Origin of the sequence: Nonomuraea sp. NPDC050227, assembly GCF_044459705.1 — a bacterium.
In the GTDB taxonomy this organism is placed as follows: domain Bacteria; phylum Actinomycetota; class Actinomycetes; order Streptosporangiales; family Streptosporangiaceae; genus Nonomuraea.
In genome coordinates this window covers 618,160-641,995 of sequence record NZ_JBITJF010000004.1, presented here as the reverse complement: position 1 = coordinate 641,995, position 23,836 = coordinate 618,160, and the positions used below count along the sequence as shown (strand labels likewise).

Below are 23,836 nucleotides of genomic sequence, written 5' to 3'. Positions count from 1 at the left end.
CGATCGCGTATGAATCAAGCACTCAGGCTCATTGGACGCCTCGCGTCTGGCTCCTAGGGTTGACGGCATGACAAGAGTCCTGGTCAGCGGGGCGACCGGCACGATCGGCCGTCCGCTGGTGGAGCAGTTGAAGGAGGCGGGCGCCGGCGTCCGCGCGGTGACGAGGGAGCTGACCGACCCGGTCGCGCTGGCGGCGGCCCTCGACGGGGTGGAGGCGGTGTTCCTGCTGTGGCCGTTCGCCTCGGCGGAGGGGGCCCGCGAAGTGCTGGAGCTGATCGGCGCCCGGCGGGTGGTCTACCTGTCCTCGGCCGCCGCGCGTCCGCACGAGGTCGAGATCGAGCGCCTGATCGCCGGGACCGCCCGGGAGTGGACGGTGCTGCGTCCGCACGCGTTCGCGGCCAACGCCCTGCGGTGGGCCGGGCAGGTCCGGACGGGCGTCGTGCGGCAGCCGTCCGGCGAGGCGGTCTTCTCTCCCGTGCACGAGCGGGACGTCGCGGCCGTCGCGGTGCGCGCGCTGCTCGGCGGAGGGCACCACGGCGCGGTGTACACGCTGACCGGGCCGCGGCCGCTGACCCAGCGGGAGCAGGCGCGGCTGGTCGGCGAGGCGATCGGCCGGCCGGTGCGGTGGTCGGAGGAGCCTGCCGAGGAGGCCAGGCGGCGGCTGCTCGGCCTGGGCTGGCCGGTGTCCGCGGTGGACGGCATGCTGCGCGCGCTCACCGAGCCGGGCCCGTGCACCCGGACGGTGGAGGAGGTCGCCGGAGTGCCCGCGAGCGACTTCGGGACGTGGGCGAGCGAGCACGCCGCGGACTTCCTCGGCACCATGCGGGCCGCCCGCCTGCACGAGTACGGCGACGCCTCGGTGATCAGGGTGGAGGAGGCGCCGGTGCCGCGGCCCGGCCCCGGCGAGGTGCTCATCGAGGTGGCCGCCACGTCGTTCAACCCCTCGGAGGTGGGGCTGCGCGCGGGCCTGCTGCGGGAGGTGTTCGGCGGCACCCTGCCGCACACGCTCGGCTGGGACGTCGCGGGCACCGTGCTCACCGGGGCGGGCGACCTCGTCCCCGGGGACCGGGTGATCGGGCTCATCGACGGCGCGGCGGCCGAGTACGCGGTCGCCAGGGCGGACGTGCTGGCCAGGGCGCCGCGGCGGATCCCGCTGACGGCCGCGGCGGCCGTGCCGGTGGCCGGGCTCACCGCCTGGCAGGCGGTCTTCGAGCACGCCCGCATCGGCCCCGGCAGCCGGGTGCTGATCAACGGCGCGGGCGGCGGCGTCGGGCTGTTCGCCGTGCAACTGGCCAAGCACGCGGGCGCGTACGTGGTGGCCACCGCCGGGCCGCGCAGCGCCGCCGCCGTACGGGCGCTGGGCGCCGACGAGGTCGTGGACTACACCGCCGGCCCCCTGCCGGGCGGCAACGACGTGCTGATCAACCTGGTGGCCGACGTGCCCGGCTCGGTGACGGAGCTGGCCGCGGAGTTCGTCTCGATCACCCGGCCGATCGAGCATCCGCGCGCCGTCCACTTCGTGGCCCGCAACGACCCGGGGCAGCTCGCCGAGCTCGTGGCGCTGATCGACGCGGGCGTGGTGGACGTCGAGGCGGCCGTCCGCCCGCTGGAGGCGCTGGCCGACGTGCACCGGGAGGCCGAGCGCGGTCTCGTCCGCGGCAAGGTCACGCTGACGACGGGCGGCTGATCACGCCCGTTCCTCCGGTCACCGGTCCGGGGCTCAGGTCCGGGAGGGGTCCACGGAGAGGAAGTCGCGGACGAGGCGGTCGTAACGGGCGCGGTCGACGTTCCACGCCTCCGTGTGCTCGCCCCGCTCGAACGGCTCGAACCGGATCTCCCACCCCAGCCGCCCGCCCGCGGCCACGAGACCGTACGCCTCCTGGATCGGGTGCTCGGCGTCGGGCACGGTGTGGATCAGCAGCAGCGGCGGCCGGACCCGCGGCGGATGCCGGATCAGGCTGAGCCGGTCCGGATCGACCCCGGTACGCCACCGGACGACCTGGTTCGACAGCCCGGCCAGGAAGCCGGGCAGGTGGTGGTTCCTGACGCCCTGTTCGGCGGTCATGCCGACGTCGATCATGGGGGCGTCCATGACGACCCGGTCGACCAGGGCCGCCAGCGGCGACCGGTCCAGGAACTGCCCGACGACCTGGCCGCCCATCGAGGTGCCGTACAGGACGAACCGCCGCGCCCCCATGGTCTGCGCGTGGCGCAGGGCGGCCTCCAGGTCGCGCCACTCCGAGTCGCCCAGGTGCAGCAGCCCGTCGGGCGAGGCGGGCGCGCCCTGGTCGTTGCGGTAGCTGATGTCCAGGAAGGGCAGCCGCAGCCCGTGCACGACGGGCAGGACCTTCAGCTCCGCCTTGCGCCGCCCGTTCTGGCCGTGGACGGCGACGACCCAGGTGTCGCCCTCGCCCGGCACGTACCAGGCCGGCGCGGGCCCCAGTTCGGTGGGCACCATGATCTCGGTGTAGCCGATCCCCCAGGCCACCTCGGGATCGCCGGGCGGCACGTTGCCGAACCAGCCAGGCGTGCCGACCGAGGGGACGTGGCCGCGCAGCACCTTGCGCGTCACCCGGTCGGCGGCGCCGGGGACGACGTCGCCGAGCATGGCGTACGAGCCGGTCCACTCCAGCCAGTACGTGCCCGGCTTGCCGGTCTCCGGCGTGCGCGTGAGCGTCACCAGGTCGCCCCGCACGGCCAGGACCTCGGTGTTGGCCGCGCCGTGACGGACGACGCCGACCGACTGCTCGCTGCCGAACCAGGCCCCGGCCCCCGCCGCCCCGGCCAGGACGACGACGACCGCCAGACCCGCGATCCACAGCCGCCTCTTCTTCAGTGCTCGCATGTATACAGGGTAAACTATGGGCGTTTACGGCGTATACATCATTGACTCAGGCCGTTCCTTCCAGGAGGTCCGAGAGCCGGTGCAGCCCGCGCGAGATGCGGGCCTTGACGGTGCCGATGGGCACCCGCAGGTGCTCGGCGATCTCCCGCTGGGTCAGGTCGGCGAAGTAGGCCAGCTCGATGGCCTGCCTCTGGGCGTCCGACAGTTCGGCGAGCGCGCGGTCGATCTGGTCGCGGTCGCCGAGGGCGTCGGGCGCCGGCCGGGCGCGTCCCGGCAGATCCCCGGCCTCCTGCAGCGGGACGGTCAGCAACCGCCGCACCCGCAGATGGTCGACGGCGCGGCGGTGGGCGATGGCGAAGACCCACGCGGCCTGGCTGCGCCCGGGGTCGTACCGCCCGCGCGAGCGCCAGACGTCGGCGAAGACGACCTGCAACAGGTCCTCCACCTCCTCGGCGGGTACGAACCGGCGCAGGTAGGAGCGCACGGAGGGAGCGTGCGTGCGGTAGCACTCGCCGAGCGCTTCCTCGTCACTGGTGTCCATGCGCCTGCCCCTCACCGCAAAAACCTATTCAAAACTTATTCATACCGAGGCGCGGCAGGCGGTCACAAGCTCATCGGGGGAAAGGGCGGCTCAAATCAGGGTCGACATGACGCATGCGACGGCGTCGGGCAACGTCGACACCCGGACGACGCCCTCAGGGGCCGGGCCCTGCCAGCCGCGCCCGCCGATGACGATCCGGCAGGCGGGACGCACCTGGGGCAGTGCGGCGAGAGGCGCGGTGTCGCCGGTCTCCGCCCGCTGCGACCAGACGAACACGGCCGCCGGCCCGAGCCGCCGCATCGCGTGCGCCAGCGCCGGGTAGGGGGTGCGGGCGCCGAGCACGCGGGTATGCACGCCGCGTTCGGCGAGCGCGGCGGCCAGGGCGTGCACCGGAAGGCTGTGCTGCTCCTCCTCGGCGCAGGCCAGGAGCACCGGCCGGTCCGACCGCGGCGGCACGTCGCCGGCGAGGCGGTGCAGCGCCGCCTGGAGGTGGCCGGACAGCAGGTGCTCGGCGTCGATGCCGGACCCGGTCGCGTCCTGGCCCCGGCAGACGGCGTCGAGCGCGGGCAGGAAGAGGTGCTCCCACGTCCACACCGCGCCCTGCGCGGCCAGCGTCTCCTCGACCAGGGCGGCGACGGCGCGGCCGTCGAGCATGACCGCGGCGCGGGCCAGCGCGGCGACGACCCGCCGCGGCGCGGGCCGCCCGCCGGGCGGCTGCGGCGTCCGCCGGCCGCCGGAGGGGACGGCCGCCGTCCGCGCGCCGGACGGCGGCGCGGCGGGGGCGTCGGGCAGCGCGAGGGCGAGCCTGGCCGCCTCGGCCGGCACCAGGCCGGTGGCGATCAGGCGTTTCATCTCGGCCAGCCGCCGCACGTCGGCGGCGCCGTAGCGGCGGTGGCCCCCGGGGCTGCGGCGGCTGGGGCCCAGGCCGTAGCGCAGGTTCCAGGTGCGCAGCGTCGGCGCGGGGATGCCGAGGCGCCGGGAGACGGCTCCGATGCCGAATCCCGCGTCCTCCTGGCTGACCGGTGTGTCCTCGTCCATGGTGTTCCCGCTGCCGCTCGACGTGTCCGACTATCTTTTCGCGCTTGCGGGGTCCTTGGGCGCATGGCTGGGCGCGTCCGGCTTGATCCCGTTGTCCGGTGACGTGCAACCGGGCGCACTCCTGGCACGAATTCTGTTCATAGCGACAGAAGGAGCTGCGTGCATGGACACGGTGACCTCGCAGGCCGGGCACGGGCGTGGGACGGCCGGCCGATGAGCCCGGTGGTCGTGGTCGGGGCCGGGCTGGGCGGGCTGGCCGCGGCCGTCCACCTGGCGGCCGCCGGTCGTCAGGTCACCGTGGTGGAGGCGCTCGACGAGCCCGGCGGCTGCTGCGGCACCGCCCGCCTCGGGCCGTACCGCTTCGACACCGGCCCTTCGGTGCTGACCATGCCGGGCGTGCTGGCCGAGGTGTTCGGCGCGGCCGGGCAGGAGCTGCGGCACTGGTTGCCGTTGCGCCGCCTGGACCCGTCGTACCGGATGGTCTTCGACGACGGGTCGCGGCTGGACGTCCTGCCCGAGCGCGAGGCGATGGCCGAGCAGGTGCGGACGGTGTGCGGGCCCGCCGAGGCGGCGCGCTACGAGCGTTACCGCGCGCTGCTGGACGAGCTGTTCCGGGTGGAGTGGCCGGCGTTCATCGACGCGGACGTGAGCCGGCTGCGCGCCCTGGCCCGGCCGGCCGCGCTGCTCCGGCTGGCCCGGCTGGGCGGCTTCCGGCGGCTGGACCGCCTGGCCGCCCGGCACCTGCGCGACCCCCGGCTGATCAAGGCCCACACCTTCCAGTCCCTGTACGTGGGGCTCGCGCCGCAGCGCGCGCTCGGCATCTACGCCGTCATCGCCCACATGGACACCGTCGGCGGCGTGTACTTCCCGCGGCGCGGCGGCATGCACGCCATCCCCTCGGCCATGGCGGCCCTGCTGGCGAAGCTGGGCGCCGACCTCCGCTACGGCGTGCGCGCCGAGAAGGTCGAGACGGACTCCGACGGCGTCACCGGGGTGCTGCTGGCGGGCGGCGAGCGGCTCGCGGCGCGGCAGGTGGTCGTGGCCTGCGACCGCCTGGCCGCCCGGCGGCTGCTGCCCGGCGCGGCGGCCGACTGGCGGTTGCGCCGCCCCCACCACTCCCCCTCCTGCCTGGTGCTGCACGTCGGCCTGGACCGTCCCCTGGACGGCCAGGCCCACCACACCCTGCATTTCGGACGGGCCTGGCGGGAGACCTTCACGGCGCTGGCGGCCGGCCGGCCGCAACCCGATCCCAGCCTGCTGATCACCCATCCCGAGCCGGACGGCGAGGCCGCGCCGCCCGGACAGGCCACGCTCAGCGTCCTGGAACCCGCGCCCAACCTGCGGACCGCCGACTGGGACCGGTTGCGGCCCGAGCTGGAGACGCGGCTGCTCGGCCGCCTGGCCGCGCTCGGCCACGGCGACCTGTCCGGCGCGCCCCGGCTGGTGCTCGACCCGCCCGCCTGGGCGGCGCGCGGGCACAGCGCGGGCACCCCGTTCGCGCTGGACCACCGCTTCACCCAGACGGCGTGGCTGCGGCCCTCGGCCGTCGCCCGGCGGGTGCCGGGACTGCACTTCGCCGGCATGTACACCGCGCCCGGCGTCGGGATCCCTCCGGTGCTGATCTCCGGCCGGCTCGCCGCCGAACGCATCTTGAAGGAGGCCCGTTGACGCTCACCGCCAGCTACGAACGCTGCCGACAACTCCACGCCCGCTACGGCCGCTCCTACTACCTGGCCACCCGCCTGCTGCCCCAGTGGAAACGCCGGCACGTGCACGCCCTGTACGGCTTCGCCCGCTACGCCGACGAGATCGTCGACTCCTTCACCATGGCCGGCGACCGCGCCCGCGCGCTCGACGACCTGGCCGCCAAGGTCGAGGCCGGGCTGGCCGGGGCGGCGACCGGCGATCCGATGCTGCCCGCGTTCCTGCACACCGTGCACTCCTTCGGCATCGACCACGGCGACGTCCGCGCCTTCCTCGCCTCGATGCGCGCCGACCTGTCGGTGCGGCGGTACGCGACCTACGACGATCTGCTGGGGTACATGTCGGGATCGGCCGCCGCGATCGGCACGATGATGCTGCCGGTGCTGGAGCCGGCGCCCGGCCACGAGGAGGCGGCCCGCGAGCCGGCCAGGCAGCTCGGGCTGGCCTTCCAGCTCACCAACTTCCTGCGCGACGTCGCCGAGGACTTCGCCCGCGGCCGGGTCTACCTGCCGATGGAGGATCTGGACAAGTTCGGCGTCGTGCCCGGCATGCTGGGCGAGCGGCGGACCCGGCGGGCGGTGCGCGACCTGCTGGCCTTCGAGGCCGGGCGGGCCCGCGAGCACTACCGGGCCGCCGACGAGGGCATCGGCCTGCTCGTCGCCTCCTCGCGGCCGTGCGTGCGCGCCGCCTTCGAGCTGTACGGCGGCATCCTCGCCGAGATCGAGCGCCGCGGCTTCGACGTCCTGGCCGGGCGGGTGCGGGTGCCGCGCCGCCGCAAGGCCGCCGTCTTCGCCCGGCATCTGCTGGCCTCCGCCGGGTCGGGCCGGGCCGAGCGGCGCGTCCGCGTGGAGCTGCCGTGACCGGCGCGGCCCCCGTGGTCCTGGACGCGATGGGCGGCGACCACGGGCCCGCCGAGGTGGTCGCGGGGGCGGTGCTGGCCTGCCGGGAGCACGGCGTGCCGGTCGTCCTGGCCGGCCCGGCGCCGCGGCTGGCCGAGGAGCTGCGGCGGCACGCCGCCGCGGACCAGATCGCGGTGGCCCACGCCGAGGAGGCCGTGCCCATGACCGAGCGGGGAGCGGGCGCGACCGCGCTGGCCGCCTCCAGCCTGGCGATCGGCTGCGACCTGGTCGGACGGGGCGAGTGCGGGGCGCTGGTGTCGGCCGGGTCCACCGGCGCGGTGGTCGCCTGCGCGGTGCGCGGCATCGGCCGGGCGACCGGCGTGCTGCGGCCCGCGCTGGCCGTGGCGCTCCCGTCGTTGCCGGGCGGCGCGAGCGTGCTGGTGGACGCCGGCGCGATCACCGATCCGAGCCCCGCCATGCTGGCCCAGTTCGCGCTGCTCGGCGCCGGGTACGCGCGGGCCGTGCTGGGCGTGGCCGACCCGGTGGTGGGGCTGCTGTCGATCGCGGCGGAGCCGGGCAAGGGCAACCGGCTGGCCCGGCAGGCCGAAGAGCTGCTGGGCGAGCTGCCGGTGCGCTTCCACGGCCCGGTCGAGGGGCACGACGTCCTGGCCGGCACGGTGGACGTGATCGTCACCGACGGCTTCACCGGCAACGTCGTGCTCAAGAACGTCGAGGGCTGCGTGCGCACGGCGCTGACCATGGTGGCCGACGCCGGCATCGCTCCACCCGACCGGCTCGCCGAGGTGGCGCGCCGCTACGACCCGCAGACGCACGGCGGCGCCGTCCTGCTCGGCCTGCGCGGCACCGTCGTGGTCGCGCACGGCTCCTCGCGGGCGGCCACGATCGCCCGTGCCTGCGTGGTGGCCCACACGCTGGCGGGGCGGGACCCGGCGGCCGGGATCGCGGCGACCGCTGTCACGGCGGCGGGATGAGGGGGTCAGCCCAGCGGGTCGCGCCCGTCCCAGCGGCCCTCGCTGGCATAGGGGACGAAGCGGGCGAACAGCTCTTCGGCGTACCAGTCGCGGGCCCGTACCCGCTCGACGACCCGCCGGTGGGCCTGGCCCCGGAAGGCGAAGTCCCGTACGGCCCGCCGGTCGCGCCACAGCGAGAAGGTGGCCTGCCGGGCGAGCGGCCACTCCCCCATGCCGACCGAGGCCAGGCAGCCGTCCTGCCGCCGCAGCAGCTCCTCGACCGGCGGGACCGACCGGTAGAAGGCGACCAGCCGGCCGGGCCGGATGGACGCCCTGGTGAGCACCGCCACCGGGCCGGGCCCGCCGTCGTCGCGGGCCGGCGCGCCGCCGAACGGGTCGCGGCCGCCCCACGCGCCGCGCGAGGCGAGCGGGGCCAGCCGGGTCTGCCAGTACTCCGCGGACTCCGTCCGCCAGCGGGCGGCGATCGGCGAGTCGCGCAGGAACTCCGCCAGGTCGCTCTCCCGCCGCCAGACGGCGAACAGCGCCCAGCGCCGCAGGTCGGCGCCCAGCGACATCGAGCGTCCCCTGCCGGTGCCGAGCAGCCGCCAGAAGATCGGGCCGCCGGGGCGGCGCAGCAGCGGCCGGTCGAAGGCCATGTGCTTCATCGCCCCCCTGCCGCCGTACCGGACGAGGTGGAACGACGCGATGGTTGAGGTGCTCGTGTCGGTCGTCATCGGCTACCTGCTGGGGTCGGTGCCGGTCGCGGTCCTGACGGCGCGGGCGCACGGCGTCGATCCGCGCGACGTCGGGGACCGCAACCCGGGGTACTGGAACGTCAAGGAGCAGCTCGGGCGGTGGGCGGGCGTGCCGGTGTTCGCCGGCGACACGCTGAAGGGCGCTCTGGCCGCCCTGGTCGCGCTGGTGATCGGCGGCGGCCACACCGCCGCCTTCGGCGTGGTGTCGGGGGCGAGCGTGGCGCCGGTGTACCTGGCGGTGGCGGCGGCCATGGCGGGGCACGCGTGGCCGCTGTTCGCCGGCTTCCGGGGCGGCCGGTGCGTGCTCACCTTCGCCGGCGGGGTCGCGGTCATCTGCCCGCCGGCGTTCGGGCTGGCCGTGGCGGCGCTGACGCTGGTGGCGCTGGTGACGCGGTCGTTCGCGGCGGGCGCGCGCCTGGCGGTGTTCGGGGTGCCGTTGCTGCAGCTGCTGTTCATGCCGGCCGAGCTGGTGGCGGCCACCGGGGGGCTGATGTGCCTCATCGGGCTGCGTTTCGGGCAGGCCGCGCTGGCCGGCCGCCGCCGCTCGTCCCATCGCTGACGCCCCCGCTTGCGTCGCCGTAGGTGCGTCCCCGCCAGCTGCGCACCGGGCGTACGGTGGCCTGCGTCAGGCGGAACGCGGCGGCCGGGTCCAGCAGCGGCGACAGCAGCAGCCCCACTCCGGGCCGCCGGTAGCTGCCCCGCAACGCGGCCGTCAGTGACACCCGCAGTCCCAGCAGCGCCAGGTCCAGGCCGGTCGGGCGGCCCGCGGCCAGCCGCAGCACGGGCAGGGCCGCCGTCAGCCAGATGACCGCCAGGTCGGCCGCCTGCCGGCCGGGGCCGGTCACGTCGGCCAGCGGCAGCGAACGGCCCCACTCCCGCCACAACTCGCCCGCCGAGTCGTGCATGTCGACCTCCAGCAGGCCGCCGGCGTCCAGGAAGCCCACCGACCAGCCCTGTGCGGCCAGGCGGCGGGCCAGCGCCACGTCGTCGGTCATCCGGTCGTGCACGAGCGCGAAGCCGTCCGCCTCGGTCATCCGGGACCGCCGGAAGGCCATGCACTGGCCGTTGGCGATCACCCGGTGCGGCGGCGGCGGGCTCGGCGGGCCGACGGGGCCGAAGCGGTAGACCAGCGTCGCCAGCATCGAGGCGTGCAGGGCCTGCTCCAGGGCGCCGTCGCAGACGAAGCGCGGGCCGGCGCTGACCAGGTCGTAGCGGTCCAGGGCCGCGGCCAGCGCGCCGAACAGGCCGGGCGCGGGCTGGACGTCGGCGTCCAGCGTGACCACCACGCCGGCGCGGGCGGCGGCCACCCCCTGCCGCAGCGCCCACTGCTTGCCGACCCAGCCGGGCGGCAGCGGATCGGCGGTGACGACGGTGGCGCCCAGCGACGCCGCCAGCCTCGCCGTGCCGTCCCGGGAGCCGTCGTCCACGACGATCACCTCGCGGACGCCGGGGGCGGCCAGCGCGGCGCGCAGGCACGGGCCGATCCTGGCCTCCTCGTCGCGAGCGGGGATCACCACGGAGACCGGCTCGCCCGCGACCGGACGGGGCCGCAGCGCGGGCAGCCGCCGCCGCCCCCGCGCGAGCCGGGCCGCCACGACGGCCGCCGCCACGCCCTGCGCGACGGTGAGCGCCCTCATCGCGAACCGCCCGCGAGGTCCTGCGCCACCAGGCCGGCCACGATGCGGGCGCCCAGCGTCACCATCGGCAGGCCCCCGCCGGGGTGGGCCGAGCCGCCCACCAGGTACAACCCGCGTCTCGGCCCCCGGTTGCCCGGCCGGGCGAAGGACGCCAGCCTGCCCCGGTAGGCGCTGCCGTAGATCGCGCCGCCCCAGGAGCCGTACCGGTCCCGCAGGTCGGCGGGGGTGAGGACGTCGACGAAGCGCAACCGGCCGGCCAGGTCGCAGCCGCGCCCGGCCAGCCGCTCCAGCACCAGGTCCCGGTATGCCTCGACCCCGATCCCCCACCGGGCCGGATCCCGGGCGGGCACGTTGACCAGCATCGTCCAGTTCTCCGCCCCGCCGGGGGCCTGGGAGGCGTCGTCCACCGCCGAGCAGCCGACGTAGACCGTCGGGTCGAGGGGCGGACGTCCCCGGTCGAAGATGTCGGCGAACTCGCGCTCGTAGTCGGCCGAGAACAGCACCGAATGGTGCGGCAGCCCCGGCGTGCGGCCCTCCACCCCGGCCAGCAGCAGGAAGGCCGAGGAGGAGGTGCCGAGCCGGGCGATCCGGCGCAGCCGACGCCGGTCCGGCGACAGGCGGCCGTACAGGGCGGCGGCGTCGGTGCCGGCCACCACGACGTCGGCCCGCACCCTGCGTCCGCTCGCCAGCCGCACCCCGGTGACCTCGGACGCGTCGGCCTCGACGGCGGCGACGGGCTCGGACAGGAAGATCTCCACCCCGGCGGCCTTCAGCAGCAGCGCCAGGTCGTCGGCCAGGCGAGCCAGGCCGCCGGGCGCGTACCAGACGCCCTCCCCGTGCTCCAGCGCCGGGACGCAGCCCAGCGCCGCCGGCGCCCGGTACGGGCTCGACCCGGCGTACGTGGCGTAGCGGCCGACGTACTGGCGCAGGCGGGGGTCGCCGAAGTGACGCCGCGCCAGCCCGGCCAGGGTGCGGGCGGGGGCCACCGCGGTCAGGTCCGACAGCCGCGGCCGTCCCTGCCGCCGGATCGGCGGACCGGCGAACACGGTCCGCTCCGCCGCCCGCAGGCAGCCCTGCGCCCACTGGTGGAAGGCCGTCCAGGCCCGGCCCTCGCCCGGCGCCAGCCGCTCCACCTCGGCGGCCATCCGCGCCGGGTCGCGGTGGGCGTCCAGGACCGTGCCGTCGGCGAAGCGGTACCGGCACAGCAGGGCGGGCTCGATCAGCTCGCGCTCCAGCCCGAGCTCGCGCAGCACCCGCGGCATGGTGAGCAGCGAAGGGCCGAGGGAGAAGGTGAAACCGTCACGGCGATGCTCGGCCAGCTTGCCGCCCAGCCGCGGCAACTGCTCGTACAGCCGCACCTCGTGGCCCTGGCGGGCCAGCAGCAGCGCGCACGCCATGCCGCCCATGCCGCCGCCGATCACCGTCACCTCGGCCATGACCGCCTCCAGGCCGGCGCGGCGAACGCGCCCATCGTGATCCCTCCGGCGGCGGCGACCAGCAGGTCCGGCGGCCGGAACACCGCCGCGAAGCCCACCGTCTCCATCACCGCCATGACCGTGTACAGCGCCAGCAGCCCGCGCGCCGGGGCGCCGGCCCGGACGATCCGCCCCACGACCACCATGACCAGCGCCGACACCAGCAGCCAGCCGGCGAAGTTGCTCAGCGGCACGCCGCGGTAGAAGCCCTCCCGCGCCCACGTCCACAGGCCGAGCCGGACCATCTGGGGGTCGAGGAACAGGTCCCACGCCGTCAGCGCGCCCGCGCCCGCGCACACCCGGGCCACGCCGCCGGACGGCACGACCGCGACCGCCACCGCGTGGGCCGCCAGCCCCATGCCGCCCCACGCCAGCACCACCACCACGGGAACCCCGGCCACCTGCGGCCACAGCGCGTCGCTGTAGTTGTAGGAGCCGAACGGGAACCCGGTCAGCAGCCCCGCCAGCTCGGCCGCGTACCCGGTCAGCGCCGCGCCGGCGAAGGCGGCCGCCGCCCTGGCCGCGCCCCAGGCGTCCGCGGCGAAGGCCAGGGCGCACGCCGCCAGCAGCACGACGATCACCCCGGTGAGCCGTTCGGGCCGCGCGGCCAGCCCGGACGCCACCTGGCAGCCCATCATGGCCAGCACCGACAGCACGCCGAGCGCGCGTGCCGGCCGCAGCGCCGATCTCAGGGCCGCGCCCGTCAGCTGCCGGCCTGGTGTGCCTTCCACATACCTGTGTTTCGCACGTGCCGCCCGCGGGGTTGCACGGGCCGCGAGCCGGTACGGGACGAAGAGGATCTTTGTCGCGTTCCCCGCACACGACGGGCGCCCGCTTTGAAATGCTGGGACCGTGAGCCGGCGGACGAGGACATGGTGGTTCTGGGCGGGCGTGGCGGCCGGGATGGTCATGCTGGTGGCCGCCGCGCTGCGGCTGTGGACGCTCTACCCGGGCGACGTCGACCCGGTCGGCGCCGGGCTGGGGCTGGCCGGGACGGGCATCGCCGCGCTGTCCTGGTGGCAGGCGCAGCGGCTGGCCGACACCGACGTGCAGGCGGCCGCGATCCTGCTGGCGGGGCGGGTGCTGGCCGAGGAGCGGGCCCAGCGGGCACAGCTGCTGGGCCGCAAGGGCAGCGACGCGGTCATCGACGTCGACTTCTCCTTCCATCCCACCGGCGGCTCCGTCTCCGCGCCGCCGGCCGGCAGCCTGAAGCAGGTGGCCGCCTACTTCCGCGAGCTGGGCGGCCCGGGGCGGCTGGTGATCACCGGGGTGGCGGGTTCGGGGAAGACCGTCCTGGCCATCGAGCTGATCCTCCGGCTGCTCGACGGCCGGCGGCCCGACGACCGCGTCCCGGTGCGGATCTCCGCGGCGAGCCTGGATCCCGACGTGCCGGTGCGGGACATGCTCGCCCGGCACCTGACCGCCGCGTACGGCCTGAAGCCGGTGACCGCGCGCACGCTCGTGGCGGCGGAGCGGATCCTGCCCGTCGTGGACGGGCTCGACGAGATGGACGACACCGACGAGCCGGGCTACGGGTCGCGGGCCGCCCGGGCGCTGCGCGCCCTGGAGGAGTACGAGCACGGGTTGGACCGCTGCAGCATGGTCCTGACCTGCCGCACCGACCAGTACGACGCCCTGGCCGCCGACCGGGCCGTCCCCCGCGGGATCGTCCGGGTCGACGTGGGCAAGGTGGGCGGCGACAAGGCGTGGCGGTTCATCCAGGCCGTCACCGACCAGGAGGACCCCGACCGCTGGCGGCCGGTCCTCGACGCGCTGACCCGCGACGGCCACGTCCTGGCCGAGGCGCTGAACACGCCGTGGCGGCTGACCCTGGCGGTCAGCGTCCACGAGCAGCGCGACCCGGTCACCGGGCGCTACGTGCGCTCCCCCGAGGTCCTCACGCGCTTCGCCGACCAGCAGGCCGTACGGGAGCATCTCCTCGGCCTGTTCATCCCCGCCCGCCTGGCCGCGGCGGACCCGGCGGGCAAGGGGCCGGACGCCCGGCAAACGCACGCCTACCTGGCCGTCCTGGCCGCCCATCTGCGCGCGAACGCGGGCCGGCCGCCGCTCCACGGGCGCGTGTTGTCCGGCACGGATCTCGTCCTGCACCGGTTGTGGCCGCTGGCGGGCGACCGGGCGCGGTTCTTCGGCGCGCTGGTGGCGCTGGCGACCTGCCTTCCCGGGGTCGCCGCCGTCGTCGTCGCCGCCGTCGCGGTGTTCTCGCGGGTGGAGATCGTGGACGGCCGGATCTCGGGCGCGACGGTGATGGCCGTCGCCCTTCTCCTGCTGCCCGGCACGGTGGCGGTGCGCCTGCTGACCGAACCGGTCACGGCCTATCGGCAGGCGTGGTCCACGGCGGACGAGGACGGCCTGCTCCGGTCCCGCGGCGGACAGAGCCGCAGGCGGAGCGTCGTGGACGGCGTGCTGGCCGCCCTGTACGGCTGCCTGACGAGCGCGGCGGTCATCATGGAGTTCGGCGCCGCCCTGCCGCTGTGGGTGCCGATCGTCTTCGGCGTCCTGGTCGGCGTGGGGATGGCGAGCGGCAGAGACGTGACGCTGGGATACGCCGGCTCCTGGGACGGCGTCGACCCCAGGACGGTCATCCGCAACGACGTCGTCTCGACGCTGGTGGCCGCGCTCACCTTCGGCCCCGGATTCGGGTTCATGCTGGGCATCTGGTTCGTGAAGCTGCTGGACGGGATCCCGGTCGTCGCGGCGGTCGCGGTGGCCGCGGTGTTCGGCATGTCGCTGGTGGCGTCCTGGTCGCCGCTGCTGGCGCGCCGCTACCTGGGGCTGCTGCTGGCCACGCGGGGCCGGCTGCCGTGGCGGCTGGGACGGTTCCTGCACCGCTGCTACGACGCCGGGCTGCTGCGGATCTCCGGGATCGCCTACCAGTTCCGGCACCGCGAGCTCCAGGACTACCTGGCCACGCACCCCCAGGCCCCCACGGCGGCCCCGGTCCCCTGCCTGGAGGGAGAACCCTCATGACGACTCCTGCGAGCGCCACACGCCCACGATGAGCGCGAGCGCCGACGTCACGACGATCAGATCGAAGATCACCTGCACGACGACCAGGGCCTTCGCCCCCTGCCCGAGCGGGACGACGTCGCCGTAGCCGACCGTGCCCAGGGTGATCACCGAGAAGTAGAGCGCGTCCACCCGCGTGCGCAGGCCGTGGAACTGCGCGGCCATCAGGAAGTACAGCGCCGCGAAGAAGACCACCACGACGGTGACGACGGTCAGCAACATCGCCAGCTGCTCCGCCAGGGACCGTCCGGGCCGCAGCGCGCGCCCCACCTGCCGCCCCAGCAGCCAGGCCAGCACGATCACCCCGGCCAGGCAGCCCAGCACGCGCAGCTCGGGCGAGCCGTCCTGGAGTTTCTCGGTCGGCAGCGGCACGACGAAGTAGACGCCGGTGATCAAGGCGGCGGCGACCGCGCTCCGCACCCATGCCAGCACGCCGGCCGGAGAAGCACACATGAGAGGAACGTTCCTCGGACCGGCGGCCGCATCGCCGGGAATGCTCTTTCTTGGGGCTCTCCTTGCCCTCATCGCAGACTGCCGAGGGCAGGACGCTCACATGGCAGACCTTCCCTTCCAGGACCGGACGGACTTCGAGCACGCCGATCGCGGCTTCGTCGCCAGGCTGACCCCCGGCGTGGTCAGGACGTCCGGGGGCGAGGTCGTCTGGGACAACGACGTCTACGACTTCCTGACCGGCGACTGCCCGCCGACCGCCCACCCGAGCCTGTGGCGGCAGGCGCAACTGTGCGCCCGGCAGGGCCTGTACGAGGTGACCGACGGCATCTACCAGGTGCGCGGCCTGGACCTGTCGAACATGACCCTCGTGGAGGGCGACACCGGCGTCGTCGTCATCGACCCGCTGGTCTCCGCCGAGTGCGCCGCCGCCGCGCTCGGGCTCTACCGCGACCATCGCGGCGACCGTCCGGTCACCGGGGTCGTCTACACCCACAGCCACGTCGACCACTTCGGCGGCGTGCGCGGCGTCACCGACGGGAACGTGCCGATCGTGGCGCCCGCCGGTTTCATGGAGCACGCGGTCTCCGAGAACGTCTACGCCGGCAACGCCATGAACCGCCGCGCCCTCTACATGTACGGCCAGCTCCTCCCCCGGTCCCCGGAGGGCCAGCTCGGCTGCGGGCTGGGCATGGGCACCTCGCAGGGCACCGTCTCCCTGATCCCGCCGACCCTCGACGTCACCCGCACCGGCCAGGAGGAGACGATCGACGGCGTCCGCGTCGTCTTCCAGCTCACGCCGGGCACCGAGGCCCCCGCCGAGATGAACTTCCTGTTCCCCGACCACCGTGCCCTGTGCCTGGCCGAGAACGCCACGCACAACCTGCACAACGTGCTCACCCTGCGCGGCGCGGTGGTCCGCGACGCCCGGGTGTGGGCCCGCTACCTCACCGAGGCCGTCGAGCTCTTCGCCGACCGGGCCGACGTCGCCTTCGCCTCCCACCACTGGCCCACCTGGGGCCGGGACGACATCGTCACCTTCCTGTCCCAGCAGCGCGACCTGTACGCCTACCTGCACGACCAGACCCTCCGCCTGCTCAACCAGGGCCTGACCGGCCCCGAGATCGCCGAGGTCATGCAGGTGCCGCCCGCGCTGGAGCAGGTCTGGCACACCCACGGCTACTACGGCTCGGTCAGCCACAACGTCAAGGCCGTCTACCAGCGCTATCTCGGCTGGTTCGACGGCAACCCCGCCCACCTGTGGGAACACCCGCCCGTCGAGCTGGCCCGCCGCTACGTCGAGTCCTTCGGCGGCACCTCGGCCGTGGTGGCCCTGGCCGGCCGCTACGTCGAGGAGGGCGACCTGCGCTTCGCCGCGACCCTGCTCAACCACGCCGTGTACGCCGACGGCAACGACGCCTCGGCCCGCAGGCTGCTGGCCCAGGTCTACACCCGGCTCGGCCAGGGCGCCGAGAACGCGACCTGGCGCAACTTCTACCTCACCGGCGCGGCCGAGCTGAAGGACGGCCCCGCACCGGGCGCCACCGACACCACCTCGCCGGACATGCTCGCCGCGCTGTCCAGCGAGCAGCTCTTCGACTCCCTGGCCATCCGGGTGAACGGCCCCGACGCCTGGAACGAGCGCTTCGCCATCGACTGGCACCTCACCGACCTGGACGAACGCCACCGGACCACGATGTCCAACGGCGCCCTCATCCACCAGCGGTCACCCACGGGCGACGGAGCCGACCTGACGCTGCGCCTCACCCGGCTACGCCTGCTCACCCTGCTCTCCGGCGACGGCGACGGCGACAGTGACGGTGAGCGTGACGGCGGCGGGCTCGACCACGACGGCGACCTGACCGTCCTGCGACGCCTGGCCTCCCTGCTGGAGCAGCCCGAGCCGGACTTCGCCATCGTCACGCCCTGATGACCCGAGCGCCGCGCCGCGGCTCACGGCGGGCGGATGAGGCCCCGCTTCGAGGCCGCCGCGACGGCCGCGGTGCGGGAGTCCACGTCCAGCTTGGTGTAGATGTGCGCCAGGTGGGTCTTGACCGTGGTCTCGCTGAGGAACATCACCTTGCTGATCTGCCGGTTCGACAGGCCGGCGGCGACGTGCCCGAGCACCTCCAGCTCGCGCGGGCTGAGCGTGGCGTCGGGGGCGCGGACCCGGCCCAGCAGGCGGGCGGCCACGCTCGGCGCCAGAGCGCTGGCGCCCGCGGCGGCCGACCGGATGGCGGCGTGCAGGTCCTCCGACGGGGCGTCCTTGAGCAGGTAGCCGGTCGCGCCGGACTCGATGGCGGCCACGATGTCGGCGTCGGTGTCGAACGTCGTCAGCACCAGGACGCGGGGGCCGTCCAGGGCGACGATCCGGCGGGTCGCCTCGCTGCCGTGCATGCCCGTCCCCAGTTGCAGGTCCATCAGCACGACGTCGGGGGCGAGCGTGGCGGCCAGCCGCACGCCCTCCTGCCCGGTGGCGGCCTCGCCGACCAGGTCGAAGTCGGGCTGCCCGGCGAGCATGGCGCGCAGGCCGGAGCGGACCACGGGATGGTCGTCCACCAGGACGATCCGGATCACGGCCCCTCCAGCGGCGGCAGCGGCAGAGTCGCCACGACGGCGGTGCCCTCGCCGGGGGCCGACTCCACGGTGAGGCTGCCGCCCAGGGCGCTCACCCGTTCGCGCATCGCGCGCAGGCCGTAGCCGGCCGAACGCCCGGGGTCGAACCCGCGGCCGTCGTCGTACACGTCCAGCATGACCACGTCGTCCAGGTAGGTGAGGGTCACCCCGGCGTGGCCGGCGCCGGAGTGGCGGCTGACGTTGCCCAGGGCGCCCTGGGCGACGCGCAGCAGCGTCGCGTCGTAGTCGGCGGGCAGCGGCGCCGGGGTGCCGGAGACCTCGAAGCGCGCCTGGATGGGCGTGCCCGCCACGGCGGAGTCGCCGGCCCTGCGCAGCGCGGCGGCCAGCGACGAGTGCCGCAGCGCCGCGGGGGCCAGGCCGCGGACGAAGTTCCTGGCCTCCTCCAGGTTCTCCTTGGCCGCGTCCGCCGCCTCGGTGATGCGGCGCTCGGCGGCCGGGAGGTCGTCGGCCAGGTCCCGCCGGGCCGCCCGCAGCAGCAGGATGATGCTGGACATGCCCTGTGCCAGGGTGTCGTGGATCTCTCTGGCCAGGCGTTCCCGCTCGGCCAGCCGTACGGCGTCGCCCTCCGCCTGGAGCAGTTTCCCGCGCGTGCGGACCAGGTCGTCGATCAGCAGGCGGCGCTGCTCGCTCTCGGCGTGCAGCGCCTTGTAGACCATCGCCATCAGGGTGGCCACCGCCGCGCCGATCGTCGGGCCGATGACCAGGGCGGCGGTCAGCCGTCCCTCGTGCCAGGCGGCGGCCAGCACGGCCGCGACGGTCAGCGCCGCCACGCCCGGCAGCGCCACCGCCAGCGGCAGCAGGTGCAGGTAGGCGAAGAAGAGCGGGAAGGCCAGCCAGACGAACTGCGGCGCGGCCAGCGCGAGCAGCGCCCACCCGGCCGTGGTCAGCACCAGCCAGATCCGGCCCAGCAGCAGGTGCGTCGGCCCGCCGAAGTGCGGCAGCCGCGCCTCGATGGTGATGCCCGCCGCGTAGAGGACGCCGAGGAGCGCTCCGCCCAGCGTCGGCGCGAGCCGTCCGGTCCCGGCGACGCCGGCCAGCGCGATCGTCAGGAGGGTCGCGAACGTGCCGTGCACGGTCCAGCGGAGCAGGCGGAGGGCGGGCGGGAACGGATAGTCAGACATCTCTCACCAAGCGTATGCGACGGCCCTGCGCCACAAATCGTCCGAAAGAAGTATTACGGGCGGACCGCATGCACGATGCGCGGCCGATCCGGCGGCGCGCACGCTGGAGCACGTCAACATGACCTTCAACCGCAACGGGGGACGCGCCGTGTTCGTGGCGCTCAGAGACCTGCGCTTCGCGAAGGGACGGTTCGCTCTCATGGGCGCCGTCGTCTTCCTCATCACCCTCCTGGTGACCATGTTGTCCGGCCTGACCGCCGGGCTGGCGCGGGAGAACATCTCGGCCGTGGAGGGCCTGCCCGCCGGGCACCTCGTCTTCGCCGGCGGCGGGAAACCGTCCTTCGCCGACAGCCGCGTCGCCGACCGGACCTGGCAGGAGTGGCGGCGGGCGACCGGCGACGCCGCCGAGCGGCTGGGCGTCTCCATGTCGCGGCTCGGCTACGGCGGCGACGGGAGCGCGGGGGTGGCGCTCTTCGGCGTCCAGCCGGGCGGCGCCCTCGCCCAGGGACGGCCCGTGGACGCCGGGAAGGTCGTCCTCTCCGCCGCGCTCGCCGCCGACACCGGGGTGGGCGCCGGGGACACGGTGCGGATCGCGGGCCGGGACTTCACCGTGTCCGGCGTCGGCGGCCAGGCGTCCTACAGCCACACGCCCGTCGTCTGGCTCGGCATCGGCGACTGGGAGCAGATGGGCCGCCAGGCCGGAGCCGACAGCGTGGCGACCGTCCTGGCGCTGCCCGCCGGTGACAAGGCGCTGCCTGCCGGCGGCCTGGCCGCGGCCGACGCGCGGCTCGGCACCACGACGGTCCCGCTGTCGCAGGCGCCCGCCGCGATCGGCTCGTTCTCCTCCGAGAACGGGTCGCTCCAGCTCATGCGCGGGTTCCTGTTCGCGATCTCGGCCCTGGTCATCGGGGCCTTCTTCACCGTCTGGACGATCCAGCGGCGCGGCGACGTCGCCGTGCTCAAGGCCCTGGGCGCGAGCTCCGGCTACCTGCTGCGGGACGCGCTCGCCCAGGCGGTCATCGTGCTGCTGGGCGGCGCGGGCGCCGGCGGCCTGCTCGGCGCGGGCCTCGGCGCGCTGGCCGAGGGCACGGTGCCGTTCGTGTTGTCGGCGGCCACCACCGTGGCGCCGGTGGCCGTGCTGATCCTCCTCGGCGCCGCCGGGGCCGCGCTGGCCATCCGCAAGATCACCTCTGTCGACCCGCTGACCGCCCTGGGAGCCTCCCGATGACACTCAAGCTGACCGACGTCGTCCTGACCTATCCCGACGGCGACCGCACGCTGACCGCGCTCGACCACGTCAGCCTGGCCGTCGCGGCGGGCGAGTTCGCCGCGGTGGTCGGCCCGTCCGGCTCGGGCAAGTCGAGCCTGCTCGCCGTCGCCGCCACCCTGATCACGCCCGCCGCGGGCAGCGTGATCATCGCCGGGCAGGACGTCTCCAGAGCCGGTCAGGCGGCCCGCACCAGGGTCCGCCGCGACCACGTCGGCATCGTGTTCCAGCAGGCCAACCTGCTGCCCTCGCTCACCGCGCTGGACCAGCTCCTGGTGATGGCGCACCTGGCCGGCGAGTCCCCGCGCGCGGCCGGGCCGCGGGCGCGGGAGCTGCTGCTCGCCGTCGATCTGGGCGGCAAGGAGCACAAGCGCCCGCACCAGCTGTCCGGCGGCGAGCGCCAGCGCGTCAACATCGCCCGCGCCCTGATGAACTCCCCCGAGGTGCTGCTGGTGGACGAGCCCACCAGCGCGCTCGACCACCACCGGGGCGAGCGGATCGTCTCCCTGCTGGCTGACCTGACCAGGCGCAACGACCTGGCCACCGTCATGGTCACACACGACCTGGCCACCCTGGACCAGGTGGACACCGTCCTGTCCATGGACGACGGCAGGCTCGGCGAACGCGCCGCCACCCGGGTCGCCTGACCGGGCCCGCGCCGCGAGCACCGGCCGGGGTCAGCCGCGCGGGGTGAACTGGTCGAGGTCGTAGATGCCGAGCGCCTTCTCGATGTCGGCCACCTGCGCGACCACGCCGGTGAAGCCGGCCGCGCCGAATCGGCGGTGCTCCTCGTCCTCGAACGTCTCGGCCAGCTCGGCGAACTCCTTGGGCGGGATGACGGCCCGCATGGCGGGGAAGACCACGGTGTCCTCGCGCGCCTCGTGCGGCTCGTACATGCGGACGAAGGCGGCCAGGTCGGCGGTCAGGCCGCGGCGGACGCTCTGGGGGACGGGCCGCGCGGTGGCGTCCAGGATGCGGCCGGTCAGGACGCGTCCGCGCCGGTGCTGCCGGATCAGCACGGGCACGACGTCGGTGAGCCGGCCCGCCCCGACCAGGCGCGGGAAGACGTAACGCTCTTCCAGCCGCTCGTGGTAGTCCTCGATGAACGTGCGGATGATCCCGGCCCCGGCGTGCAGGGGGCCGACCGGCACCCGCTCCCCGGCGCCGATCCGCCGGACGCCCTCCCGGTAGACCAGCAGGACGCGTTTGAGGACCCCGTGCTCGCGCATGAGGTCCTCCGGCGGCGTGACCGGCACCTCCCCGGCCTGCTCCGGGCCGGGAGCGGGGCCGGCCGTCGCGGCACTGCGGGCCGGCCGCGCGGTGTCGCAGCCGGTCAGCATCGCCGAGCCGCAGGCCAGGGCGACGGGCAGGGCGACCGGCAGGGCCAGCATCTCGCGACGGCGCACGCTCGCCGGCCCGCCGCCTGCTTCGTCCCGCATCGTCCGCCCCCGTTCCCGAGCCGCCCCTCCCAGGTGCTGCCCGTCGGCGGCGGTCCGACGCGAAGGCCCGGGTAATCCTTGTGTCGGGAACGCGTCTACCTGCGGGCTACCATTCCTCGTTCCATGCCTCGTCAGGGTCGGACCACTCCTGCGGGTGCGGGCAGGCGAAGGCCGATTTGTGACAGACGTCGTGCCAGCCCGGGTGCTCCTCGCAGTGGTCCCAGCACGGGTGCGGCTCGTGGCAGTGGTCCCAGTACGGATGCCCGCCGTGGCAGTGCTCGGGACGGGACGGCGTGGGCTTCGGCGTCGGCGTCGGAGTGCGTGTCGGGGTCGGCGTGGGCGTGACGGTCGGCGGGACCGTGGGCGTCGGGGTGACCGTCGGGGTCGGGGTCACCGTCGGAGTGGGTGTCGGAGTCGGTGTCGGAGTGGGCGTGGGCGTCGGGGTCGGGGTCGGCGCGGGCGGGCGGTTGTAGACGGTGCAGCTGACGGCCGCGTCGCTCGGCACCTCGACCGTGAAGCCGAGGCCGCCGCTGTTGGTCACCGGCACCTCGACGCCGGTGTCGATCAGGCGGCAGACGGCGTTGCGCCCGTCCTGGGTGACCAGGGTGTGGTCGGGGTGCTGGGCCTCGGTGACGGTGACGTCGGCCGACGCGGTCTGGCTGAAGGTGAGGTCGAAGTTGACCGACCCCGTGCCGTCGCCGGTCGTCGACTCGGTGGCGGGCAGCCCGCCGATGCCCGGCGTGGTGGTCTCGGCGGTGAAGTCCCAGCCGGGGCCGGCCGGGGTGGCGCCGGTGACGTCCTCACCGGTGTTGCCGGACGGGACGAGCTGCTTGATCACCGACAGCGACCCCTCGCACTGGGCGCGGACGATCTCCCGCAACGCCTGCCCGGCGGCGGCGTAGTCGCTGGTCTGGAAGTAGTCGGCGGCGGCCGCGTTGGTGCCGTCGAAGGCCGTGGTGCCGGAGATGGCGCGCAGGTTGAGCGCGGTCAGGCCGGTCACGCCGTTGCCGACGCCGACGGCCAGGACGCGGGTGCCCTCGGCCTTGACCGCGTTGGCGGAGAAGATCCCGGCCTCCACCTCGGCGATGCGGGTGTTGCTGCCGTCGCCGAGCAGGGTGTCGTAGTAGGTGGGGTTGCCGTCGGTGAGCACCACCAGCAGGTCGTAGCGCGGCGCGGCCTCGGCGACCGCCCACAGGCCGCGGTCCCAGTTGGTGCCGCTGCCGAGCTGCCAGTCGGCGTACTGGTTCTTGAACGCCTCGGCGCCCGCCTCGGTGGACACCGGCATCAGGTCGGGGTTGTTCGTGGTGCCGGCGCTGGGCGAGTTGCGGTCGAAGGTGAACAGCGCCATCCGGGACGGGGTGCCGGTCAGCGCGTCGGTGAAGGTGTCGGCGGCCGCCTTCAGGTCGGGCAGCGCGCTGCCCACCGAGGCTGACAGGTCGAGCAGCAGCGCGACGTCGAGGCCGCAGGTGAGATCGGGCCGGGGGTTGACCCGTGACTGCTGCCAGATCCCGGTCGAGGCGGTGGCGTCCGCGCGGGTGTCGTTGATCATGAAGTCGCTGGTGGAGGAGTACGTGGTGCCGCTCTCCAGCGCGGGGGTCTGGAAGACGTACGGCGTGGCGACGGAGTTCGACCCGCTGCCGCGGCCGGTGCGCAGCTCGGGGTTGGTGTACCAGCCGGCGGGGGCGGACAGCTGCTTGACGTAGAAGCGGGCGCCGGCGTTGTCACCGCCCGGCTCGGTGCCGGGGACGACGAAACTGCAGTCGCCGTCGTCGTCCGAGACGCACACGCCCCAGTCGGCGTCGACCGGGACGGCCGCGTCGGGCGTGGTGAACAGGCCGAGCTCGACCCCGGCCAGCGGCCCCACGGTGGTGTCGCCGGTGCGGTCGCCGCCGGTCCGCACCGTCACCACCGAGGTGTCCGGCGACGGATCGGGCACCACCAGCGGGGACGACGGGACCGCGAGCAGCCCCGCGCACAACACTTTCGCCATCCTGCCGGCGACTATGCGAACACTCTTCATCTTCCCCCCAGAGCGATCCGATCACTACGGACTGTAACCAGGAGTGGATCAAAGGGCGCTTCCGCCGTCC

Annotated in this window: 21 protein-coding genes; 9 read left to right on the top strand and 12 right to left on the bottom strand. The window is 75.0% G+C overall.

What is annotated here, in order from left to right; all coding sequences use genetic code 11:
- The first annotated feature begins 67 nt into the window (after nucleotides 1-67).
- Nucleotides 68-1,687 carry an alcohol dehydrogenase catalytic domain-containing protein gene (locus ACIBK9_RS19900; protein WP_397160002.1) on the top strand — a complete coding sequence of 540 codons (1,620 nt, stop codon included), beginning with the start codon at nucleotides 68-70 and terminating at the stop codon, nucleotides 1,685-1,687.
- 33 nt (nucleotides 1,688-1,720) lie between these two features.
- Here the strand turns inward: ACIBK9_RS19900 and ACIBK9_RS19895 are convergent, their stop codons facing one another.
- From ACIBK9_RS19895 to ACIBK9_RS19885, 3 genes are all read right to left on the bottom strand, one after another.
- Nucleotides 1,721-2,845, bottom strand: coding sequence for an alpha/beta hydrolase family protein (locus ACIBK9_RS19895; protein ID WP_397160000.1), 1,125 nt, complete (start codon nucleotides 2,843-2,845; stop codon nucleotides 1,721-1,723).
- A gap of 46 nt (nucleotides 2,846-2,891) precedes the next feature.
- On the bottom strand, nucleotides 2,892-3,386 hold the full coding sequence (locus ACIBK9_RS19890) for an RNA polymerase sigma factor (RefSeq protein ID WP_397159998.1): 495 nt from the start codon (nucleotides 3,384-3,386) through the stop codon (nucleotides 2,892-2,894).
- 90 nt (nucleotides 3,387-3,476) lie between these two features.
- Entirely contained in the window at nucleotides 3,477-4,424 is a 948-nt protein-coding gene (locus ACIBK9_RS19885) for a MerR family transcriptional regulator (RefSeq protein ID WP_397159996.1), read from the bottom strand.
- Between the two features lie 159 nt (nucleotides 4,425-4,583).
- On the opposite strand from ACIBK9_RS19885, the gene ACIBK9_RS19880 reads away from it, so the two are divergent.
- From ACIBK9_RS19880 to ACIBK9_RS19870, 3 genes are read left to right on the top strand one after another with little or no spacing between them, the layout of a single operon-like run.
- Nucleotides 4,584-6,092, top strand: coding sequence for a phytoene desaturase family protein (locus ACIBK9_RS19880; protein ID WP_397159994.1), 1,509 nt, complete (start codon nucleotides 4,584-4,586; stop codon nucleotides 6,090-6,092).
- On the top strand, nucleotides 6,089-6,988 hold the full coding sequence (locus ACIBK9_RS19875) for a phytoene/squalene synthase family protein (RefSeq protein WP_397159992.1): 900 nt from the start codon (nucleotides 6,089-6,091) through the stop codon (nucleotides 6,986-6,988). Before ACIBK9_RS19880 ends, ACIBK9_RS19875 begins: the two co-directional genes overlap by 4 nt.
- Entirely contained in the window at nucleotides 6,985-7,959 is a 975-nt protein-coding gene (locus ACIBK9_RS19870) for a phosphate acyltransferase (protein WP_397159990.1), read from the top strand. Before ACIBK9_RS19875 ends, ACIBK9_RS19870 begins: the two co-directional genes overlap by 4 nt.
- A gap of 5 nt (nucleotides 7,960-7,964) precedes the next feature.
- On the opposite strand, the gene ACIBK9_RS19865 is transcribed toward ACIBK9_RS19870, so the two are convergent.
- Entirely contained in the window at nucleotides 7,965-8,672 is a 708-nt protein-coding gene (locus ACIBK9_RS19865; protein WP_397159988.1) for a spheroidene monooxygenase, read from the bottom strand.
- Here ACIBK9_RS19865 and ACIBK9_RS19860 point away from each other — a divergent pair.
- Nucleotides 8,644-9,252 (top strand): glycerol-3-phosphate acyltransferase, encoded by a 609-nt coding sequence (locus tag ACIBK9_RS19860; protein WP_397159986.1) that lies wholly within the window; start codon nucleotides 8,644-8,646, stop codon nucleotides 9,250-9,252. The two genes, ACIBK9_RS19865 and ACIBK9_RS19860, sit on opposite strands and share 29 nt — an antisense overlap.
- On the opposite strand, the gene ACIBK9_RS19855 is transcribed toward ACIBK9_RS19860, so the two are convergent.
- Genes ACIBK9_RS19855 through ACIBK9_RS19845 form a run of 3 tightly spaced genes read right to left on the bottom strand, consistent with a single transcriptional unit; the run spans nucleotide 9,191 to nucleotide 12,536 of the window.
- Complete coding sequence (locus ACIBK9_RS19855) at nucleotides 9,191-10,330, bottom strand: glycosyltransferase (protein ID WP_397159984.1); 1,140 nt, start codon at nucleotides 10,328-10,330, stop codon at nucleotides 9,191-9,193. The genes ACIBK9_RS19860 and ACIBK9_RS19855 overlap by 62 nt on opposite strands.
- Nucleotides 10,327-11,766 (bottom strand): phytoene desaturase family protein, encoded by a 1,440-nt coding sequence (locus ACIBK9_RS19850; protein WP_397159982.1) that lies wholly within the window; start codon nucleotides 11,764-11,766, stop codon nucleotides 10,327-10,329. The genes ACIBK9_RS19855 and ACIBK9_RS19850 overlap by 4 nt, the downstream gene beginning before the upstream one ends.
- Nucleotides 11,754-12,536, bottom strand: a complete 783-nt coding sequence (locus ACIBK9_RS19845) for a carotenoid biosynthesis protein (RefSeq protein WP_397159980.1) — start codon at nucleotides 12,534-12,536, stop codon at nucleotides 11,754-11,756. Before ACIBK9_RS19845 ends, ACIBK9_RS19850 begins: the two co-directional genes overlap by 13 nt.
- 121 nt (nucleotides 12,537-12,657) lie before the next feature.
- Here ACIBK9_RS19845 and ACIBK9_RS19840 point away from each other — a divergent pair, with 121 nt between their 5' ends.
- Nucleotides 12,658-14,793: an NACHT domain-containing protein gene (locus ACIBK9_RS19840; protein WP_397159978.1), complete on the top strand. Its 2,136-nt coding sequence runs from the start codon at nucleotides 12,658-12,660 to the stop codon at nucleotides 14,791-14,793.
- Here ACIBK9_RS19840 and ACIBK9_RS19835 read toward each other — a convergent pair.
- A complete protein-coding gene (locus ACIBK9_RS19835; protein WP_397159976.1) occupies nucleotides 14,788-15,285 on the bottom strand; it encodes an ion channel in 498 nt (165 codons plus the stop codon). The two genes, ACIBK9_RS19840 and ACIBK9_RS19835, sit on opposite strands and share 6 nt — an antisense overlap.
- Nucleotides 15,286-15,385: 100 nt before the next feature.
- Here ACIBK9_RS19835 and ACIBK9_RS19830 point away from each other — a divergent pair, with 100 nt between their 5' ends.
- Entirely contained in the window at nucleotides 15,386-17,212 is a 1,827-nt protein-coding gene (locus tag ACIBK9_RS19830) for an alkyl/aryl-sulfatase (protein WP_397159974.1), read from the top strand.
- A 23-nt stretch (nucleotides 17,213-17,235) separates the two neighbouring features.
- Here ACIBK9_RS19830 and ACIBK9_RS19825 read toward each other — a convergent pair whose 3' ends face one another.
- Together ACIBK9_RS19825 and ACIBK9_RS19820 are read right to left on the bottom strand one after the other, a co-directional pair.
- Nucleotides 17,236-17,859 (bottom strand): response regulator transcription factor, encoded by a 624-nt coding sequence (locus ACIBK9_RS19825; protein WP_358301630.1) that lies wholly within the window; start codon nucleotides 17,857-17,859, stop codon nucleotides 17,236-17,238.
- Nucleotides 17,856-19,040, bottom strand: a complete 1,185-nt coding sequence (locus ACIBK9_RS19820) for a sensor histidine kinase (RefSeq protein ID WP_397159971.1) — start codon at nucleotides 19,038-19,040, stop codon at nucleotides 17,856-17,858. The genes ACIBK9_RS19825 and ACIBK9_RS19820 overlap by 4 nt, the downstream gene beginning before the upstream one ends.
- Before the next feature lie 148 nt (nucleotides 19,041-19,188).
- On the opposite strand from ACIBK9_RS19820, the gene ACIBK9_RS19815 reads away from it, so the two are divergent.
- Both ACIBK9_RS19815 and ACIBK9_RS19810 read left to right on the top strand, forming a co-directional pair.
- The gene (locus ACIBK9_RS19815) at nucleotides 19,189-20,268 is read left to right on the top strand and encodes an FtsX-like permease family protein (protein WP_397160189.1); all 1,080 of its coding nucleotides are present in this window, start codon (nucleotides 19,189-19,191) and stop codon (nucleotides 20,266-20,268) included.
- Nucleotides 20,265-20,954: an ABC transporter ATP-binding protein gene (locus ACIBK9_RS19810; RefSeq protein WP_364338350.1), complete on the top strand. Its 690-nt coding sequence runs from the start codon at nucleotides 20,265-20,267 to the stop codon at nucleotides 20,952-20,954. Before ACIBK9_RS19815 ends, ACIBK9_RS19810 begins: the two co-directional genes overlap by 4 nt.
- A gap of 30 nt (nucleotides 20,955-20,984) precedes the next feature.
- Here ACIBK9_RS19810 and ACIBK9_RS19805 read toward each other — a convergent pair whose 3' ends face one another.
- The gene (locus ACIBK9_RS19805) at nucleotides 20,985-21,746 is read right to left on the bottom strand and encodes a hemerythrin domain-containing protein (protein WP_397159969.1); all 762 of its coding nucleotides are present in this window, start codon (nucleotides 21,744-21,746) and stop codon (nucleotides 20,985-20,987) included.
- Nucleotides 21,747-21,852: 106 nt separating this feature from the next.
- On the bottom strand, nucleotides 21,853-23,736 hold the full coding sequence (locus ACIBK9_RS19800) for a vWA domain-containing protein (RefSeq protein ID WP_397159967.1): 1,884 nt from the start codon (nucleotides 23,734-23,736) through the stop codon (nucleotides 21,853-21,855).
- Between the last annotated feature and the right edge of the window lie 100 nt (nucleotides 23,737-23,836).